This window comes from Apibacter sp. B3919, assembly GCF_026537405.1.
GTDB lineage: Bacteria > Bacteroidota > Bacteroidia > Flavobacteriales > Weeksellaceae > Apibacter.
The window spans coordinates 457,765-477,124 of sequence record NZ_JAFNMG010000002.1; the positions used below are offsets into that span (position 1 = coordinate 457,765).

Consider the following 19,360-nt stretch of genomic DNA (forward strand, 5'->3'; position numbering starts at 1 on the left):
AATTAATATTTAATTAAAAAATTCTAACTCAATCTGAGTTAGAATTTAAATATTTTAAAATTATACTAGATTATACTAGTTATAATTGAGTGATTTTCTCGTAATTATCTTCAGGTAAATTCCATGAACAGGATGTAGCCTTATCATTTAAGATGGCTATTTTTCTATTTACAATATCAAAAATTCTAACACCTTTTAAAGAAGTTTGAGGAGTGTGATAGATATGTAAGCTAACAGATATTTCCGAAGAATTATTAACTACCGAATGAATACCTCCTAAATCTTCAGGAAAAATAGCACCTTCAGGAGCTACGCCTTCTCCTTCGTATACTATGAAATTTTTATCTTCAATGTAACTAACTTCTGTAAGATTTCCTTTTAAAACTTTTATTAATCCGTCATAGTTTAAGTGGTCATGAATGGCAGTTTTATTATTTATTCCCCAAAGCATTAAAATTGCACAGCATTTATTAGCATAAATAGGTAAACGAACATAACTGCCTTCCGGAACATTTACTTTATTAATAGAAAAAGCTGCATCGTAATCATTAAAATTATATTTAAATAATTCTGATGCAACTTGTTCGTAATCAGAATTACTTAATTTTAGATTTTCAATACTGCTAAGTAATTCTTGACTTTTATTTTTAAATATGGTTTCCATAATCATTTATTTATTTTGATTTTAAACAAAGATAATAAATATGAATTTAATATCATCCAATCCCTATAGATTTAGTAGATAATAAAAACATTTTTTTAGTTCATTTTTAAATTTAATTTTAATTTAAAAAGGCTATCTAAAAAAGATAGCCTTAAATATTGTATTTTTTAAAAATTTTATTTTAAGAAATTAATTCAACTGTTTTATTTTCATTTGTAACAGTAACAGTAATCAATGAATGTTTAGAAAGCGATTTCATGGCTTTGTCCCATTTTTTTCCACTTAGCCCGGCCAAAGATTTTAATTCACTTAATTCCATAGAAGAATTATTATCTTGTAATAATTTGATGATAATCTTTTCTTCCTCAGAATGTTCAATAGAAAATGCTTTTTGCTCGGGTTTCATTTGCGGGAAAAATAATACTTCTTGTATAGACGGATTATTAGTAAGGAACATGATTAATCGATCCATTCCTATACCTAAACCTGCAGTAGGAGGCATACCGAACTCCAATGCACGTAAAAAATCCTGATCAATAAACATCGCTTCATCATCTCCTTTTTCAGACAATTTTAATTGTTCTTCAAAACGTTCTCTTTGATCTATGGGATCATTTAATTCTGAATAAGAATTAGCAATTTCTTTTCCGCAAACCATTAATTCAAAACGTTCGGTTAATTCAGGATTATCTCGGTGCTGTTTAGTTAATGGAGACATTTCTTTGGGATAATCAGTAATAAAGGTTGGTTGTATAAAATTACCTTCACATTTTTCTCCGAATATTTCATCGATGATTTTTCCTTTACCCATAGTTTCATCCACCTCAACACCCATTTCTTTTGCTGCATTTCTCAATTCCTCCTCAGATTTTCCTGTTATATCAAATCCCGTAAATTTTTTAATAGCATCGGTCATGGAAATTCGGGCATAAGGAGCTTTAAAATCAATTTCATGCTCTCCAAATGTTGCTCGGGTTGTTCCGTTTACTGCTAGGGCGCAATGTTCCAATAATTGTTCAGTAAACTTCATCATCCAATTATAATCCTTATAAGCAACGTAAATTTCCATTGCAGTAAATTCAGGATTATGCGTTCTGTCCATTCCTTCATTTCTGAAGTTTTTAGAGAATTCGTAAACACCTTCAAAACCGGCAACAATAAGACGTTTTAAATATAATTCATTTGCAATTCGTAAATATAATGGAATATTTAAGGCGTTATGATGGGTTATAAACGGTCGAGCCGCAGCTCCACCGGGAATGGATTGAAGTATAGGGGTTTCAACCTCAAAATATCCTTTATCATTAAAAAAGGATCTCATAGCATTAAACAGACGAGTCCGTTTAATAAAAATTTCTTTTATATGAGGATTAACTACTAAGTCAACATATCTCATTCTATATCTTAATTCAGGATCATTAAATGCATCATGGACTTTTCCTTCTTCATCAACTTTAGGTAGAGGAAGCGGTCGCAATACCTTTGAAAGAAGTTTAAAATCGTTAACCATTACGGTTTTTTCGCCCATTTTAGTGACAAATAATTCTCCTTCAACTCCTATAAAATCACCTAAATCGAGCAATTTTTTATAAAAATCGTTATATTTAAATTTATCATCGTCGGGACAAATTACATCTCTGTTAAAATACAGCTGAATACGCCCGGTGGTGTCTTGCAGCTCAGAAAAACCCGCTTTTCCCTGAATACGATTAGACATAAGTCTTCCGGCAATCACAACCTTCTCTCCTTCTTTAAATTGATCTTTTATTTCTTGGGCAGTATGCGTAACTTTATATTCTGCAGCGGGATATGGATCGATACCCGCATCCTTAAGTTTTTGTAATTTTTCTCTTCGAATTAGTTCTTGTTCTGAAAGTTGCATAATAACAATTTTATCGTGCAAATTTAGTAATAATCTGTAAGTCCTTTAAAATGTTTACCGTATTTATTTACTATTCTTTTTAAAAATTCTTCACGATATCTTATACATCTTAAGAAAAATTTAAAAATTGATAATTTTAATGTTATACATTTTGATTTTTTTGAGGAAATATTAGTTCTATAAAAAAAGGTAGACAATGAGCGTCTACCTTTACTAATATATTACTAAGAAAAATTACCTTACAAATGCAATTTCAGTAACCGGGCTTCCGGTCAATGGGTCTAATATTCCATTCGCTATATAACCGTTAGCATCTTTAATAGTTATATTTTTAACATAACTAATTTTAGATATATTGAAGAAATTGATTTTTCTGAAAGGAATACACATGTTGAATTTAAATGAGTTAGAAGTTACATTATATGGTAATACTTTGACTGTTTTATTGGACTCAAGAAGAGTTCCATTATCAGCATATACATCATAAGTTATTTCTAAATCACCGGAAATTGTTTTACCTGGTAAGCTGTATTTATAATCTAACAAAACATCATATCCAAAAGAGGTCAAACCGCTGCATGGTACAATGGTAGCTTTACCCACTTTAAAATTTGAAAAAGAAACAGAATTAATATATTCTCCTTTTTTCCATATATTTATTGATTTTTTGAAAATATCGGTGGTAAAGGCAGGTAAACCTAAACTTGAAAAAGTGAATGCCGCAGAAGTATAAACTGTTCCTTGTGAAAAACTTTTAGAGTCATCTGAAGAAGTTCCATTACCTATATTAGAAGTTTTAAGTCCTACAGTTATTTTACCTTTAACATCAATTAATTTAGATTGGAAAACTTGAACTTGAGGTATGATGATAAATTTCATGTCGGTTAAAACTTCTCCGTATAAATTGTTATTAAATCCGTCTATTTTTTGAATTCCATTTTCATAGATATAATCCGGATTATTATCAAGTGTAAATTTAACACCTAATTTTATATTACCTTCGGCTTTAAAGCTCACGCTAGATCCTCTGTAAACGTTTGCTTCAATTTCAGTTGGAAAATTAATTTGATTTACACTTATTTTAACCGGAACGTCTCCTAAATATTTGCCGGTAGGAATTTTAATTTCTACACTATATTTTTTTAAATAATCGATCAGGATTTGTGGAACATTATCGATAAAATCATGAGAAAATTTACCCTTAAAGTCTTTATCTAATGTTAAAGTTGGATTATATTCTGTATGGCTGTTATAATACATCTCAATTACGCTAGGTATAATGCGTGATTTATCAAAACCTAATTTTACAGCGATAGAAGGGGTTAATTTACTGTCCGGATTAAAAATTAGCCCTTTTACACGAAATTCTTTATTAAAAATCAAAGGATGAAAAACGTATTCTTTATCGTATGCATTTTTAAGCGCAAGTAAAGAACTATTCTTATTAGTATCATCAATATTTAAAGATAAGCTTAAAGTACCGTTTTCAAAAACATCGCCTATATTGGCATCCGTTGTTTCTAAATTATAAATATCATTTTTCTGATTAATTGAGGTAATATTTCTTATATACGTCGAATCTTGGGTAATTAAATAAACCGTATTACCCGGGATTAATTCTTTACCGATTTTTTCAGATATGTTTTGTAAACTAATAAATCCTCTTGATAACTCCTCTTTAGTACTAAGAATAGAACTATTTTCTGTATTCAAGGTTACTAAATTAGGATTTACTTCCACATTATCAAATGAATAGGTAACTCCTTGTATAGAGCCGGACTGATTGATAATTTTCTTATCATTCAAAGAATGAGAGGGGGATGAACCATCATGTAAGTCTTCATTATTACATGAATATAGCGCTAAAATAGTGCTAAGTGTTAAAAGAATTTTTTTCATAAAAATTGTTATTAAAAAATTAGTAATTCATTTAAAATCAGTTGTTTATAACTTCCATTAATATAGTTTTTAATTTCGGATAAATATATATTATTTTTTAATATATAGAAATAAAATACATTAATATTTATCTAAATACATTTAACGTATAATTATATAGTAGTTTATATGTAATAATTTTTATAGAATTGGTGTTTGCATAAGAAATGTTTAATACTAAGTACATTTTTAAAAGAATTTTGCAAGTCAAGTTTGAAAAGAACTTGTGGGTTTTATTTTTAAAATACTATTGAATGAATCGCAAATATTATAAAAATTTTTTAAAAAAATTATATAAAATAAATTTAATTTGAGTACTTACAGATGTTTATAAATATATTTTTATAGTTTTTATAAGTTGAATAATTCATTGTGTAACGAATTACTTTCTTTTAAGAAAGTGCACGAAGAGTTCTTTAAATAAGAGATAAATATATTAAACGATTTAAATAATCAAATGTTTAGATTAAATTTTTATCCAATATAATATATAAATTAAATGCAATAAAAATAAATTTTGGCATTAAAAAATAGGGGTGTATTCTTAAATATTTAAATATTTATAATTTATACCCGTTAAAAAACATATGTTTATTTTGTTTTTAATTAAAAAATTATATTTTTGCTGTATAAAATATTGGGTATGCGTAAATATATTTTAATTCTAATTTTAATATTTGTAGGTTTAGTAAGCCTTTTTTCAAATACATTATTTTCAGCAGAGTCTTCAAAAGCAGTTGCAGAAGGCATAAATTTTAATTCTGCTGATGTAGCTTGGATGTTAGTAGCCTCAGTGCTTGTTTTTTTAATGACTCCCGGAGTAGGTTTTTTTTATGGAGGAATGGTTAACAGTAAAAATATAATAAGCACTATATTTCAGAGCTTTATAGCTATGGTGACAATAACCGTTTTATGGTTTATCTTTGAGTTTGGATTGGCATTCGGACCGGATATAGGGGGGGTCATAGGAAATCCATTACCTCATATGTTTATGCAAGGAATTGGAACAACTTCTGCCTGGGTAGGAGCTCCTACCATACCCATACTTTTATTTGCCCTCTTTCAATTAAAATTTGCCATTATAACTCCGGCATTAATTTCGGGAGGTGTAGCAGAGCGTATAAAATTCTGGGGTTATTTATTATTTATAGTTATGTTTTCAATTTTTATTTACTCCCCCCTGGCACATGCTACATGGCATCCGGAAGGAATATTGGCAAAGGCAGGAATATTGGATTTTGCCGGAGGCACGGTGGTTCATATGAGTTCCGGTTGGGCTGCCTTAGCAGGAGCTATTTTTTTGAAAAAAAGAAGAGATACAACTCTAGCAGCTGCACAAATACCTTATGTAATTTTAGGCGCCAGTTTGCTTTGGATTGGTTGGTTTGGATTTAATGCGGGATCATCGTTTGCGGCTAATGAGTTAGGTGTACTAGCTTTTGCAAATACAACGGCAGCTTCTGCTTTAAGTGCTTTAACTTGGGGATTTTTAGAAAAAATAAATGGAAAAAAATTATCTTCAGTAGGAGTTTGTGTAGGGGCGGTAGTCGGTTTAGTAGCTATAACCCCGGGTGCAGGATTTGTTTCTTTAGGGCATTCGTTGTTTATCGGATTAATTGCCAGCGTGATTAGTTTTTACATGGTTAAATTTTTCCATACTAACGGTGTAGATGACACCTTAGACGTTTTTCCTTGTCATGGAGTGGGAGGTATGGTAGGAATGCTCTTAACCGGAGTTTTCGCGGATAAGTCTATAAATAAAGATATTCCTTCAAACGGATTGTTTTTTGGAGAGATCACATTGTTTGTTAATCACTTTATAGCAATGATTGCCGTTTCCATATTTGTTTTTTTTGGAACGTTGTTATTATTATTTATTGTAAATAAAATTATTCCATTAAGAGTTGACCCTGATAAAGAAGAATTAGGTTTAGATATATCACAACACGGTGAAAAAGTTTTTTAATAGTTATTAGAATATTTATTCAATGTTTATTTTAAAAGGTGCTTAATAGGAAAAGGATTTCGTAAGAAATCCTTTTTCTTTTATAATTTTGTATAATAAATAGTATGAAGAAAAATAAAATTATAGCAGATTATTTATTAGCATTAATATGCTTTATTATTTTTCTTGTACCCATGATAATTATATTTATTGCGGTTACATTTGACACAGGTATGATTGGAATCTTTACTCAAAATAGAATAGGTAAAAATGGTAAACATTTCAGTTTGTTCAAATTTAGAACGATGAAAGGGGTATATACATCAACGGTCACTACAGATAAAATGCAAATCACCCAATTAGGTAAATTTTTAAGAAAATATAAATTGGATGAATTACCCCAAATTTTAAATATTCTTATGGGTGATATGTCTTGGGTGGGTCCCAGGCCCGATGTTCCGGGTTATGCGGACAAATTAGAAGGGGAAGATAAAATTATTCTTTCCGTAAAGCCTGGGATTACAGGTCCGGCTCAACTAAAATACAGAAATGAAGAGGAAATTTTATCTAAAGTTGAAGATCCACAATTATATAATGATACGATCATTTGGAAGGATAAAATTAATATAAATAAAGATTATGTAAAAAATTGGTCTTTAAAGGGAGATTTTAACTATATGTTTAAAACTATATTTGTAAAATAAAAAAAAAATAAAATTATGATTAAGTTAGCTATTTTTGATTTAGACGGAACTTTACTTAACACGCTAAATGATTTAGCTGATTCATGTAATTATATTTTAGAAAAAAATCATTTACCGGTACATGCTTTAGATTCATACAAAAATTTTGTAGGTAATGGAATGACTCAATTGATTGAAAGAGCTTTGCCATCCGAATTAAAAAGTGATCTTGAGGTAATTGAAAAAATTAAAGATGAATTCATTGAATACTATACTAAGCATTCAGCTATAAAGACAGCACCCTATGACGGAGTAATTGAAATGTTAAAATCACTGAGTTCCATGAATATAAAAATGGCAGTAGCATCCAATAAATTTATGGTAGGTGCTCAAGAATTAGTAAAAAAATATTTTAGTGAAATAAAATTTTCATCTGTTTTTGGACAAAGAACTAACGTTCCCATGAAGCCGAATCCACAGATTGTTTACGATATTATGAATGAATTAGGTATAACAAATAAAGAAGAAATAATTTATGTTGGAGATACCGGAACAGATATGCAAACAGCTGTAAATGCAGGCATAACAAGTATAGGGGTTCTATGGGGATTTAGATCTGAAGAAGAACTTAAAAAATATGGAGCCGAATACATAGTAAAAAGACCTGAAGAAATTTTAAGGTTGGTAAAAAATAATTAAAATCTAACTGCCATAAGTAAATTAAATTATGAAAAATTCAAGAGTGCCTATATTAGATGGACTTAGAGTGTTAGCTATAGGAATGGTTGTTTTAGGACATTATTATAATTTTTCAAAAAATGAAATAGTTAAATTTTTAGCTTATCAAGGATATTTAGGGGTTCAAATCTTTTTCATTATATCCGGTTTTGTTATTTCTATATCATTGGAAAATTCTAAAAATTATCTACAATTCTTAAAAAAAAGATATATTCGGTTAGCTCCGGGGATGTTTATTTGTTCAACATGTACTTTCTTATTTTTTAGTTATATATATACAGGCGAAGGATATTACAGTTCTAAAAATATAATTAATTATTACATAGCTAATACATTTATAGATCCAAATTTCGTAGATATATTCGTCGGTTATACCAAATATTACTATATAGATAATGCATATTGGAGCTTATGGGTTGAGGTGAATTTTTATTTTTTAATAGGATTTTTATATTTTCTGTCGCCTAAAAAAATGATAAGAAATTATATATTGACTTGTATAATAGGCATACCGATTTTTCTTTTATTTTCAAGTGAAATGGGACATGAAATTTTGAAAAATTTTATATCTCCGGAAAAAATTAAATACTATAAATTTGTCAGTAGAGGATTTATTTTTTTTCATGAATGTTTATGGTTTCTTGTGGGGCTTTTTTTATATAAATTATACAACAATAAAAAAGAATATAAGAACTTAAGCATAATGATTATATTGATAGTTATTTTAACAATTTGGGGGAAAGATATAAAGCTATTGTTTATTTACCTTTCCATTTTGTTATTGTTTTTAATTTTCGTTTATTTTCCAAAATATCTTTCTTTTTTAAATAATAAATGGGTTTGTAGATTGGGCGTTGCCTCATATTCTTTATATTTAATTCACTATCATATTGGAGTGGCTACCATAAATAGTATCTATAATTTTTTAGGAAAGGAAATACTTTTCATACCTTTACTTATTGCTTCATTAGCTTGCATTTTTTCATTACTAAGCTATAAATATTTAGAAAGCCCTATAACTAGAGTTTTAAAAAAAGTATTATTAAATAAAAGGATTTGAAAGAATAATGAAAATTTATTGAAAAATTCAAAAAGATTTTAATAGAAAAAAAAAATTTATTAGCTTTGCACGCAAAATAAATGGCCGCGTAGCTCAATTGGATAGAGCGTCAGATTACGGCTCTGAAGGTTGAGGGTTCGACTCCTTCCGCGGTCACTAAAGTAAGTCATTTTAAACGAGTTAAATAGCTTGTTTTTAATGACTTTTTTTATTGAAATTAGAATTTTAACAATTTTAATTAATGTATAATGTTTAATTAAATTACATCAAAATAGTTTGTTAGGATTTATTAATTGAAATTAACTACATAGTAAGTAATTTGGCTTCAAATGTGAAATACGATTAAATTAGAGTGATGTTCATTAGTGTCTAAAATTTTTTACCAATACGTATAATAAACTTTTCATGTTCTAAAACTATTTTACAATAATTAAAGTAAAGTACAAGATACTTACATCCTATACGTTCTTTTATATAATTAGTTTAGCAAATAGATCCATCGTTAAAGTTTTCTTTATGAAATCTCTTAAATTTCAACACGTTATATTTTTATTCTTCCCACTAATTTTTGTTGCTCAAGAAAGAGCTTTATTTATATTTAAAGATTCGATAGAGAGTAATAAAAATAAGTATATAGAACATTGGGATGTAAAACATTATGACCTAATCATTGAACCGGACTTTAAAGCAAAATTTCTAAAAGGATCAAACAAAATTAAATTCCAAAATAAAGGATCTGAAATAATTCAAATAGACCTTCAAAATCCAATGAATATTGATAGTATTTTGACTGTAAAAAATAACCGTATACCATATGTAAAAAAAGGAAATTTTTATTATTTAGACATAAGTCGCAATGCAGAAAAAGAAAATGTTGATCAGGAACTCATTATTTATTTTAGCGGAAAACCCAAAATTGCAGAAAATGCTCCCTGGGATGGAGGTTGGATATTTTCTAAAGATAGAAATGGTAAAGATTGGATGACCGTTGCTTGTGAAGGCATTGGAGCTAGTGTGTGGTTTCCATGCAAGGGCTATTTGGGAGATGAGCCGGATGAAGGAATGACCTTAACTATTGTTACCAATAACCATTTAAAAGGTATAGGCAATGGGAAACTTAAAGATAACTGGAATGAATCACAAAAAAATTATTTTAAATGGCAGGTGATTAATCCCATAAATTCATACAATATAATTCCCTATATAGGAGATTATGTAAATTTTAAAGATGAATATAAGGGAGAAAAAGGAAATTTAGAATTAAGTTATTGGGTTATGCCTGAAAATTTAAATAAAGCTAAATTTCAATTTTCACAAGTAAAAAAGATGCTTGAAGCGTTTGAATATTGGTTCGGCCCGTATCCTTTTTATGAGGATGGTTATAAGATCGTTGAAGCGCCTTATTTAGGCATGGAACATCAAAGTGCAATTGCTTATGGCAATAATTATAAAAATGGCTATTTAGGTCAAGACAGAAGTGACACGGGTATAGGGTTGGATTGGGATTTTATTATAGTTCACGAATCTGGACACGAATGGTTTGGCAACAATATTTCTAATGCGGATATTGCGGACATGTGGATACATGAAGCATTCACTACCTATTCGGAAACGTTATTTGTTGAATATTTTTATGGAAAGGAAAAAGCAAATAGGTATATAATAGGACAAAGAAAGAATATTAAAAATGATATTCCCATTATAGGAACGTATTCTAAAAATAAAAAAGGAAGTACAGATATGTATGATAAAGGAGCCAATATGATACATACCATAAGACAAATTATCGGAAATGATGAACTATTCAGAAATATACTCAGAGGTTTAAACCAAGATTTTTATCATCAAACTGTTACTTCGAGTCAAATAGAAAATTATATATCAGAAAAATCAGGAATTAATTTTTCTAAAATTTTTGACCAATATTTAAGAACTGTAGATATACCCGTATTAAATTATTATATAAAAGATAATACCTTATTTTATAAATGGTCAAACGTTGTTAATGGCTTTTCAATGGAAATAAACACGTCTATAGGTAAAATTAAACCTACAGAAAATTGGAAATCCTTCAAATCTAAGAATTTAATCAATAAATTTTATGTTGATGAAAATTTTTATGTTAAAGTCTATAAATCAAATGAATAACTCATTTCTTTTTCAACTTTTTAATGGTAATAATTGAAATACTTATAAATCCAATCATTGTAGCAAAAAGATAGGTTAAGAACATAAAATTTAAATACTTAGCAGGTATGGGATCATACCAATAGATAATAATCATTTCTGCTGCCTGAAAAAATAGTAATATACCGACTATGTATAAAATAATGAAAAACATATACTTCATTATATCGGTAGTTTTTAGTAAAAACCGATAAAGCATAAATGAAATAATAATAAATCCAATAAAGAGCAAACTATAAATAAAGTAAATCATAAAAAATAGTATTAATCAGTAATTTCATCTTCAGCGGAACTCTCCTCGTTTTCTTCCGTAGAATTAAGTTTTTCCATTAATACTTTATCTATTCTATTTGCATCTTTATCTACAATTTCAAATGAAAATCCGTTATAATTGAATTTTTCGGCAACTTCAGGAATATACTCCATATGATAAATAATAAATCCGGCTAACGTAACATATTCATCATCGTCTAATTCAATAATGGTATCATCAAAAAAAGAATTTAAATCTCTAATTCCTATATTACCGTTAACTAAATATGAACCATCTTCACGTTGCACAATTTCTGTCTCCTCTTCATCGCTCTCAGGCATGTCACCCACAATACCTTCAATAAGGTCTTGCAAAGTAATAATACCTTGGAATGTACCATATTCATCAACAACAAAACCCATATGTTGTTTATTTTTACGGAATTCCTGTAAAATATCAACAGAATGCATATTTTCATGAATGAAGATCGGAGTTTTTAAAATGGATTTTATATCAAAATTTGGCGTGTTTATATTTTCATAAAATTCTTTTATAGCCAAATAGGCATTAGCTTCATCTAAATTACCGTCACACACGGGAAATTTGGTAAAATTGCTGTCTTTAATTTGCTTTTCAATTTCTTCGAAACTATCTTTTAAATTAATCCATTCAACTCTTTTGCGGTATGTCATTAAACTTTTAGCTTTTTGTTCTGAAAAAGCAAAAACATTCTGATGCAATTCACTTTCCTCTTTTTCTAAAACCCCTTGTAAACTTGCTGTCTTAAGCATATAAATTAGTTCGTCCTCAGAAATTTTTTCACCTTCCACATTTGAAATTTTAAATATCTTGTTAAATATATGGGTTGAAAATGAAAGGATTTTAACAAACGGATACAAAGCCATTGAAAAAACTTTGATAATTGGAGCAACAGTCAAAGCTATTTTTTCAGGATTTCTCATGCCGAAGGTCTTAGGAATCAACTCTCCCAAAACTATGGACACATAAGTAATCAATGCTATAATTACCATATAAGACAGTTCATTAGCATGGGTTGCTGTCAATGAGAAATGCTCAAAAAATGGAGTAACGTATTTTACTAAGGTAGCGCCTCCATAAGCACCCGATACAATACCGATCAAAGTTATACCCACTTGAATAGAAGATAAAAAATCTTCCGGTTTTTCTAAAAGATTGAGTACTATTTTAGCCTTTTTATTTCCTTTTTTTACTTTGTTTTCAATTTTTTGCCTCTTAACTGATACTAAGGCAATCTCAGATATAGCGAAAAAGGCATTTAAAAGAGTTAATAATAAAAGAATTCCTATTTCTAACATTTTAATATAAAAAAATTAAGTTTATTCCCAGGTAGTTGTTTCAATCATTTTAATAATATCTTTTTCAATATATTCAACAGCAGGTTGTAAAGAATCAGGCCGAGGCTGAACTTTAAAATATAAATTTCCTGAAAGGAAATGTTTAATACTGTCTGTTACATAAAATTGAATATTTGAAGCAGATTCGCCTCCCAATCGATAAAGATTCCCAAATACCTTTTTTTCCGGATAAGAAAATGATTTGGTTTTTATAGAATTGGCTTTTATGGTATGTTCATATACAAGTCTCTGAGCTTCTTTTAATAGCGAATTTAAATTTCCGTTTACCTCAGAATAAGTTAAATATAGAGTTGCTTTCATGAATGGATAACTAAAATTGTACCAACAATTTTTGTGTTTATCCTCTACTTTAGTGAGGTTCGAATACTGAAATTCAAAAGGACATTTTTCTTTTTTAAAAAGTATGTAATTGGGTGCAGGGTATTCTAATCTTACCTGGCCGATTGGCTTAGGTAAATATTCTTCTTTCTTACAACTAAGTAATAACATAGAAAATAGAATAATAAAATATAAAATATATAATTTTTTTATTGATTTACTCATCTAAATAAATAAATTTAGTATTTAATTAAATAATATATATAACGAATTTTTAGATACAATACGTATATTATCCCATCTATTACCTATGAATAGAAACTTTTTATATAAATATTTTATCTTGTAATAAAAATATTTTTGAGGGGATAAAGTATATGCAAAAGCAGTCAATGCACATACCTGTAGATTTTTGCTAAATAACTTAAAGAAAGTTTTTCTCTTAAAACAATAGGAGAAGAGAAAATTATAAAATAAGAGGATATAAATTAATGAAATACTCGTGGGCCCGGGCTCGTCCATATAAATTGAAATTTTATTATAAGTATTTTTGAAGTTTAAAAATCATGCTGAATTATGTCTTCATTTTCAGGTTGTTTACCCAATAAGTTGGATAAAAATAAAATATTATCTGCAATAACTTCGGTAATATGTTTAGTAATACCGTTATCATCAAATTTACGAGTTTTAAGTTTTCCTTCAATGTAAACTTTACTTCCTTTTTTCAAAAATTTTTCACAAAGTTCTGCCAGTTTATTTCTTGCAGTTATATTATGCCAATCAGTTACATCTACTTTTTCTCCGGTTTCTTTATTCATATAACTTTCAGATGTGGCAACCGGAAAGTTAACAACAATATTTCCATCACTAAACCTATAAGATTTTACGTCAGTACCTAAATTCCCAACTAAAATTACTTTATTAATAGATGTACTCATTTTTATATATAAATTGATCGCATTGATGAGCAAAAATAATAAAAAATTTAATTATAAAATAAAAAATTTTCCATGGGTTTTGGAAAAGCGTAGCTTTTTAAGTTGTTTTTATTCAAAATTATAGCATTTATTTTATGGGCGACTTGATAAAAATCATTTTCATCAATTTCAATTTCTGAAATGGTAATAGTTAACAATCTATGACTAAGCTTATGTTTGATCTGATGGTTATGGATAATTTGGTAATTTTTGAAATTTTGGTCAAATAAGGGAAATTCATATAAACCTTTCCAAATCGAATTATTATTTCTTTTTTTTATTAATGTTAAGTCTTTACAAAAAAGATAGGCATAATGTATATTTTCTTCTTTAATTTTAACCGAGGAAGATTTAATTGGAAGAACGTTTTGTAAATTATTAGTATAGGCCAAACATTCCTCCTGAATAATACATTGATCGCATTTTGGATGTAACGGTGTGCAGACCATCGAACCGAAATCCATGATCGCTTGATTGAAATCACCCGGATTTTCGGGCATTAAAGGTTTAATTAAATCAAAAAAATAGGTAAAAGTACTACTTTTACTTATATCTTTTTCTGAGCCAAAAACTCTGGAATATACTCGAAATGCATTACCGTCCAGAGCAGGCACTTTTTCATTAAAAGATATTGAAGCTATGGCAGCGGCAGTATATTTTCCGATTCCTTTAAGTTTAATTATTTCATTATAAGAAACAGGGAAAATACCATTTAATTCATTTACAATGTATTTTGCGGTAAAGTGTAAATTGTGCGCTCTAGAATAATACCCCAATCCCTGCCAGGAATTTAATACTTCATCTTCGGAGGCATTTGCCAGAACTTCAACATTAGGAAACCGTTGAATAAAATTTAAATAATATTCATATCCTTGATTAATACGAGTTTGCTGAAAAATAATTTCCGAAATCCAAATGTTATAAGGAGAAAGAGTTTCCCTCCATGGCAGTAAGCGTTTATTAATTTTATACCATTTCTGTAAAAGACTAATAAAATTCACACTTTTAAATGTTTATAAGTTTTACTTTCCAAAAATAATATTATATTTGCAAACTCAAAATTTAATTAGAAGTATAATAATATAATATTAAAAGTATGACAAAAGCAGATATCGTAAATTCGATTTCAAGTAAACTGGGTCTTGAAAAAGTTGAAACTCAAAAAGTCGTGGAAGTTTTTATGGATGAGATTAAAACTGCTATGGCTAAGGGTGATAATGTTTATTTAAGAGGTTTTGGAACTTTTTTAATTAAAAAAAGAGCAGCTAAAACAGGAAGAAACATTTCTAAAAATACAACTATTAAGATTCCGGCTCACAATGTACCTGCTTTTAAACCAGCTAAGTCTTTTGTTGAAGACGTAAAAACAAATGTTAAAGTCAAAAATTAGTAATAATTAATAAATAAAAGAACACTATGCCAAGCGGAAAAAAAAGAAAACGTCATAAGGTAGCGACCCATAAACGTAAAAAAAGAAGAAGATTAAACCGTCATAAAAAGAAAAATAAATAATTTTCTTCTAACATAAAACTAAGGTTTTTTTACTTAAGATATTTGTACATTCTTTACCAAAGTTTAAACTCAAAAACAATAGGTAAAGAATGTTTTTGTTCAAAAATGAATGTGTATAAGGGTGGATAATTAATGTAAAAGATGAGTAAAGAATTAATAGTATCATACGAACATTCAAAAGTTAGAATTATAATATTAGAAGGAGGGAGGATTCAAGAACTTCATGAAGAAGAAATAGGAAATAATTTTACGGTTGGAGATATTATTATGGGCAAAGTAAAAAAACTTGCTCCAAGTCTTAATGCTTGTTTCGTAAACATCGGATACGAAAAAGATGCTTTTTTACATTATCTTGATTTAGGTCCACAAATTAAATCTTCATTAAAATACTGTAAAGGAGTATCTTCCGGTAAAATAAATTCACCCAAATTAACTTCGTTCCCTTTTGAAGAAGATATAAACAAGGATGGAGTTATACAAGATGTTCTAATTCCTAATCAGGATATACTCGTACAAATTACCAAAGAGCCCATTTCAACTAAAGGTCCTCGATTATCTTCCGAAATTTCTTTAGCCGGAAGGTATCTTGTATTGATACCTTTTGCATCCAAGACATCAGTTTCAAGAAATGTCTCTACTGCTGAAGAAAAAGACAGGTTGAAACAAATCGGAGAACAAATACGCCCTAATGGTTTCGGACTTATTATTAGAACGGTAGCTGAAGGTAAATCCGCTCAAGAATTACAATCGGAATTAACTAATCTTTTAAATAAATGGAACAATGTGTGCTTTCGTAATATTAAAAAAAGCAAAGCACCTGCCAAAATTTTGGGAGAATTAGATAAAGCTTCATCAATTCTTAGGGATAATTTAAATGAAGATTTTGTTAGTATCGTTTGTGATAATGAGGAATTGGCCGGAGAGATGAAAGAATACCTTAATATTATTGCTCCCGAAAAATCTAAGTTAGTTAAATATTACGATTCCCATATTCCCATCTTTGAATATTACAATATAGATAAGCAAATAAAACAATTGTTTGGTAAGCATGTTAATATTTATCAATCGAAAGGCGCGTATTTGATAATTGAACATACTGAAGCCATGCATGTTATAGATGTTAATTCAGGGAACGTTACAGCCAATCAAAAATCCCAAGAAGATGCAGCCTTACATATCAACAAATTAGCTGCAGCAGAAATTGCTCGTCAATTGCGTTTACGGGATATCGGAGGGATCATCGTTATAGATTTTATTGATCTTACTTCATCTCAGCACAAAAAAGATCTTTATGAGTATCTAAAAAAGGTAATGAAAGATGATAAAGCAAAACATAAAATCTTACCTCCAAGTAAATTTGGAATAGTTCAAATCACCAGACAAAGAGTACGTCCTCAAAAACAGTTGAATACAACAGAGGAAAATCCTAATATTAATGGAAAAGTAGAATCTCCTATTGTATTAGTAGATAAAATTCAACAACAAATCTTAAATGCCATAGTTTCAAATAAAGGCAAATTGTATTTGCATACACATCCATTTGTTGCGGCATATTTAACTAAAGGCATTAAAAGCATACGTAATGAATGGTTTCTAAATTACAAAAGATGGATTAGGGTAATTCCTAGAGACAGCTTTAAATATCTTGAATTTCAAATACAAAACGAAGAGAAGGAAGTCATCTATAAATTTTCAAATTAAACTCTATACTTATTTTTCATTCATTACACACTCTTTCTATCTTTCTTTTTGAGGAGAGAAATTTAATTGAATAGTAGATCTGAGCTTAAAGATCCGGTTTCTTAACATTCTTAGAAACAATAATCATAGTTCGACTTTTACTCTAAAATTTATTGGTATATCAGATTTTAGAAATAAAATTTCCTATCCAAACACCCAAAATTCCTATCAAGATGCTGATACCTATATATAAAGCTAAAGTGAAGAATTGATGATTTTGATATAATTGCAAATTTTCAGCTGAAAAAGTTGAAAAAGTAGTATATCCACCACAAAAACCGGTTATTAATAGTAATTTTATTTCATTGTTTATAAAATTAAATCGTTCTGACAATCCCAAAAATAATCCGATGACAATACATCCGCTACAATTTATAAGAAAGGTAGCTAAAGGAAATATTCCTCCATAATATTTATGGATATAAAGAGATAATAGATAACGAATGATTGAACCTATAGATCCACCTAATCCAACTAAAAATATATTATAAATCATAAAATAAATTTATCTTTATCTAAATCTTTACTATTAACAAAAAGAATATTTAGTTAATAAGTTTTTGCGTTGAATCCTTAAATGCCGTTGTCATCATCATCTTCTTCATTACTATACCATTTGCTATATTTAAGATAATTGGAAGCCGTCTGATGTATTTTATTTTTCATTAAATCTTCTGAAACCATACCTATTTTTTTTGCCGGAATTCCTGCCCAAATTTCACCACGTGATATAAACGTACCTTGAGTGACTACAGCTCCGGCAGCAATAATTGCGTTGCTTTCTACGGTTACCTCATCCATGACTATAGCTCCCATACCAACCAGAACATCATCGTGAATGGAACATCCATGGACAATTGCATTATGACCTATAGATACGTTATTTCCAATAAGGGTAGGATGTTTCATATAGGTACAATGAATAACTGCATTGTCTTGAATATTAACTCTGCTGCCGATTTTTATAAAATTAACATCACCACGGATTACAGCATTAAACCAAACAGAACTTTGGCTTCCTATAGTCACATCTCCGATGATTACGCATGTTTCTGATAAATAACAATCATTTTCAATTGAGGGAAATTTATCTAATACTTTTTTAAGTAGCGCCATATTTTTAAATAATATTATAAGAATCTGTTTATAGATACTAGCAAGTTATGTAATTTTGAAGAATTAAACTAAATGACATGAAATTAAAAATTGAAAAAACTCCCAATAAAAATATAGTTAAATTCGTTGCCCCCTCAACATTAGTAGAAGGCAGTTATGAAATATCGGATATAAAAAAAGCGGGTGATATTCCTATAGCACAAGAATTACTTCAATTGCCATTTGTTACTCATATTTTTATTACAGCAAATTTTATTGCTGTTCAAAAAAATGATATGGTAGAATGGGATATGGTCTTAGATGAAGTAAAAGAATTAATTGAAGACGAATTACTGGCGAATCCTTCAGTTGTTTTACAGCCGCGTAATACTCCCATATCTGTGTATGTTGAAATGACGCCTAATGCCTCTGTAATGAAATTTGTTACCAACAAAATTTTAGTTGAAGGAATAATTGAATTAAAAAATGAGAGCGAAGCTAAAGAAGTCCCTTTAGCACAATATTTATTTAGTTTTCCTTATGTAAAAGAAGTGTTTATATCGGATAATTTCGTTTCCATAACTAAAGCTGAAGATTATCAATGGGAAGATATCTCTATGGAATTAAGGTATACTATTTCTGAATATTTAAGAGAAGAAAAAGAGATTAGCAATATAAAAAATTTTTCCACCTATAAAACTACAGATCATACGGAAAGAGAATTTTCAGAAATTGAAATTAAAATTAAAAATATTTTGGATGAATATGTGTTACCTGCAATTGCCGGAGACGGAGGTAATATAGAACTTATTTCTTTCGATGAAGAAACTAAGGTAGCTAAAATGCTTTTACAAGGGGCATGCAATGGTTGTCCATCCTCAACATATACTTTAAAAAATGGAATTGAGGAACTTTTAAAACAAATGTTACCTAATGAAATTGAAGCAGTAGAAGCGATTAATGGGTAAGTA

17 protein-coding genes and 1 tRNA gene are annotated in these 19,360 nt (G+C 28.8%); 9 read left to right on the forward strand and 9 right to left on the reverse strand.

Features of this window, described 5'->3' with window-relative positions:
• Positions 1-79 precede the first annotated feature (79 nt).
• The 3 genes from J3U20_RS05405 to J3U20_RS05415 form a co-directional block, all read right to left on the reverse strand.
• Positions 80-664: a cysteine dioxygenase gene (locus J3U20_RS05405; protein WP_160541936.1), complete on the reverse strand. Its 585-nt coding sequence runs from the start codon at positions 662-664 to the stop codon at positions 80-82.
• Positions 665-845: 181 nt separating this feature from the next.
• Positions 846-2,546 carry a lysine--tRNA ligase gene (gene lysS, locus J3U20_RS05410; protein WP_160541937.1) on the reverse strand — a complete coding sequence of 567 codons (1,701 nt, stop codon included), beginning with the start codon at positions 2,544-2,546 and terminating at the stop codon, positions 846-848.
• A gap of 234 nt (positions 2,547-2,780) precedes the next feature.
• Positions 2,781-4,445 (reverse strand): hypothetical protein, encoded by a 1,665-nt coding sequence (locus J3U20_RS05415; protein WP_160541938.1) that lies wholly within the window; start codon positions 4,443-4,445, stop codon positions 2,781-2,783.
• Positions 4,446-5,127: 682 nt separating this feature from the next.
• Between J3U20_RS05415 and J3U20_RS05420 the strand changes: the two genes are divergently transcribed.
• The 6 genes from J3U20_RS05420 (at position 5,128) to J3U20_RS05445 (ending at position 11,058) form a co-directional block, all read left to right on the forward strand.
• The gene (locus J3U20_RS05420) at positions 5,128-6,450 is read left to right on the forward strand and encodes an ammonium transporter (RefSeq protein WP_160541939.1); all 1,323 of its coding nucleotides are present in this window, start codon (positions 5,128-5,130) and stop codon (positions 6,448-6,450) included.
• A gap of 104 nt (positions 6,451-6,554) precedes the next feature.
• Positions 6,555-7,133 carry a sugar transferase gene (locus tag J3U20_RS05425; protein ID WP_160541940.1) on the forward strand — a complete coding sequence of 193 codons (579 nt, stop codon included), beginning with the start codon at positions 6,555-6,557 and terminating at the stop codon, positions 7,131-7,133.
• Positions 7,134-7,148: 15 nt separating this feature from the next.
• Complete coding sequence (locus J3U20_RS05430; RefSeq protein ID WP_160541941.1) at positions 7,149-7,811, forward strand: HAD family hydrolase; 663 nt, start codon at positions 7,149-7,151, stop codon at positions 7,809-7,811.
• Between the two features lie 28 nt (positions 7,812-7,839).
• Positions 7,840-8,910: an acyltransferase family protein gene (locus J3U20_RS05435; protein WP_160541942.1), complete on the forward strand. Its 1,071-nt coding sequence runs from the start codon at positions 7,840-7,842 to the stop codon at positions 8,908-8,910.
• Positions 8,911-8,992: 82 nt separating this feature from the next.
• Positions 8,993-9,066, forward strand: a tRNA-Arg gene (locus J3U20_RS05440).
• A 360-nt stretch (positions 9,067-9,426) separates the two neighbouring features.
• Entirely contained in the window at positions 9,427-11,058 is a 1,632-nt protein-coding gene (locus tag J3U20_RS05445) for a M1 family metallopeptidase (protein ID WP_160541943.1), read from the forward strand.
• Between the two features lie 303 nt (positions 11,059-11,361).
• Here J3U20_RS05445 and J3U20_RS05450 read toward each other — a convergent pair whose 3' ends face one another.
• The 4 genes from J3U20_RS05450 to mutY all read right to left on the reverse strand — a co-directional run bounded on the left by J3U20_RS05450 (position 11,362) and on the right by mutY (position 15,043).
• Positions 11,362-12,687: a hemolysin family protein gene (locus tag J3U20_RS05450; RefSeq protein WP_160541945.1), complete on the reverse strand. Its 1,326-nt coding sequence runs from the start codon at positions 12,685-12,687 to the stop codon at positions 11,362-11,364.
• 21 nt (positions 12,688-12,708) lie between these two features.
• Entirely contained in the window at positions 12,709-13,290 is a 582-nt protein-coding gene (gene gldD, locus J3U20_RS05455) for a gliding motility lipoprotein GldD (RefSeq protein ID WP_160541946.1), read from the reverse strand.
• A gap of 332 nt (positions 13,291-13,622) precedes the next feature.
• Positions 13,623-14,003, reverse strand: a complete 381-nt coding sequence (locus tag J3U20_RS05460) for a single-stranded DNA-binding protein (RefSeq protein ID WP_105298023.1) — start codon at positions 14,001-14,003, stop codon at positions 13,623-13,625.
• A gap of 47 nt (positions 14,004-14,050) precedes the next feature.
• Positions 14,051-15,043 (reverse strand): A/G-specific adenine glycosylase, encoded by a 993-nt coding sequence (mutY, locus tag J3U20_RS05465; protein WP_160541947.1) that lies wholly within the window; start codon positions 15,041-15,043, stop codon positions 14,051-14,053.
• Positions 15,044-15,138: 95 nt separating this feature from the next.
• Between mutY and J3U20_RS05470 the strand changes: the two genes are divergently transcribed.
• Both J3U20_RS05470 and J3U20_RS05475 read left to right on the forward strand, forming a co-directional pair.
• Entirely contained in the window at positions 15,139-15,432 is a 294-nt protein-coding gene (locus tag J3U20_RS05470; RefSeq protein ID WP_105298021.1) for an HU family DNA-binding protein, read from the forward strand.
• A 263-nt stretch (positions 15,433-15,695) separates the two neighbouring features.
• Positions 15,696-17,255, forward strand: a complete 1,560-nt coding sequence (locus J3U20_RS05475) for an Rne/Rng family ribonuclease (RefSeq protein WP_160541948.1) — start codon at positions 15,696-15,698, stop codon at positions 17,253-17,255.
• 160 nt (positions 17,256-17,415) lie between these two features.
• Here J3U20_RS05475 and crcB read toward each other — a convergent pair whose 3' ends face one another.
• Positions 17,416-17,790, reverse strand: coding sequence for a fluoride efflux transporter CrcB (gene crcB / locus J3U20_RS05480; protein ID WP_160541949.1), 375 nt, complete (start codon positions 17,788-17,790; stop codon positions 17,416-17,418).
• A gap of 77 nt (positions 17,791-17,867) precedes the next feature.
• Positions 17,868-18,410, reverse strand: a complete 543-nt coding sequence (locus J3U20_RS05485; protein WP_160541950.1) for a gamma carbonic anhydrase family protein — start codon at positions 18,408-18,410, stop codon at positions 17,868-17,870.
• 77 nt (positions 18,411-18,487) lie between these two features.
• On the opposite strand from J3U20_RS05485, the gene J3U20_RS05490 reads away from it, so the two are divergent.
• Complete coding sequence (locus J3U20_RS05490) at positions 18,488-19,357, forward strand: NifU family protein (RefSeq protein ID WP_160541951.1); 870 nt, start codon at positions 18,488-18,490, stop codon at positions 19,355-19,357.
• Positions 19,358-19,360 lie beyond the last annotated feature (3 nt).

Coding starts and splice junctions, on each gene's coding strand:
- J3U20_RS05405 (WP_160541936.1), bottom strand. CDS start 664: ATGGAAACCATATTTAAAAATAAAAGTCAAGAATTACTTAGCAGTATT.
- lysS (WP_160541937.1), bottom strand. CDS start 2,546: ATGCAACTTTCAGAACAAGAACTAATTCGAAGAGAAAAATTACAAAAA.
- J3U20_RS05415 (WP_160541938.1), bottom strand. CDS start 4,445: ATGAAAAAAATTCTTTTAACACTTAGCACTATTTTAGCGCTATATTCA.
- J3U20_RS05420 (WP_160541939.1), top strand. CDS start 5,128: ATGCGTAAATATATTTTAATTCTAATTTTAATATTTGTAGGTTTAGTA.
- J3U20_RS05425 (WP_160541940.1), top strand. CDS start 6,555: ATGAAGAAAAATAAAATTATAGCAGATTATTTATTAGCATTAATATGC.
- J3U20_RS05430 (WP_160541941.1), top strand. CDS start 7,149: ATGATTAAGTTAGCTATTTTTGATTTAGACGGAACTTTACTTAACACG.
- J3U20_RS05435 (WP_160541942.1), top strand. CDS start 7,840: ATGAAAAATTCAAGAGTGCCTATATTAGATGGACTTAGAGTGTTAGCT.
- J3U20_RS05445 (WP_160541943.1), top strand. CDS start 9,427: ATGAAATCTCTTAAATTTCAACACGTTATATTTTTATTCTTCCCACTA.
- J3U20_RS05450 (WP_160541945.1), bottom strand. CDS start 12,687: ATGTTAGAAATAGGAATTCTTTTATTATTAACTCTTTTAAATGCCTTT.
- gldD (WP_160541946.1), bottom strand. CDS start 13,290: ATGAGTAAATCAATAAAAAAATTATATATTTTATATTTTATTATTCTA.
- J3U20_RS05460 (WP_105298023.1), bottom strand. CDS start 14,003: ATGAGTACATCTATTAATAAAGTAATTTTAGTTGGGAATTTAGGTACT.
- J3U20_RS05470 (WP_105298021.1), top strand. CDS start 15,139: ATGACAAAAGCAGATATCGTAAATTCGATTTCAAGTAAACTGGGTCTT.
- J3U20_RS05475 (WP_160541948.1), top strand. CDS start 15,696: ATGAGTAAAGAATTAATAGTATCATACGAACATTCAAAAGTTAGAATT.
- crcB (WP_160541949.1), bottom strand. CDS start 17,790: ATGATTTATAATATATTTTTAGTTGGATTAGGTGGATCTATAGGTTCA.
- J3U20_RS05485 (WP_160541950.1), bottom strand. CDS start 18,410: ATGGCGCTACTTAAAAAAGTATTAGATAAATTTCCCTCAATTGAAAAT.
- J3U20_RS05490 (WP_160541951.1), top strand. CDS start 18,488: ATGAAATTAAAAATTGAAAAAACTCCCAATAAAAATATAGTTAAATTC.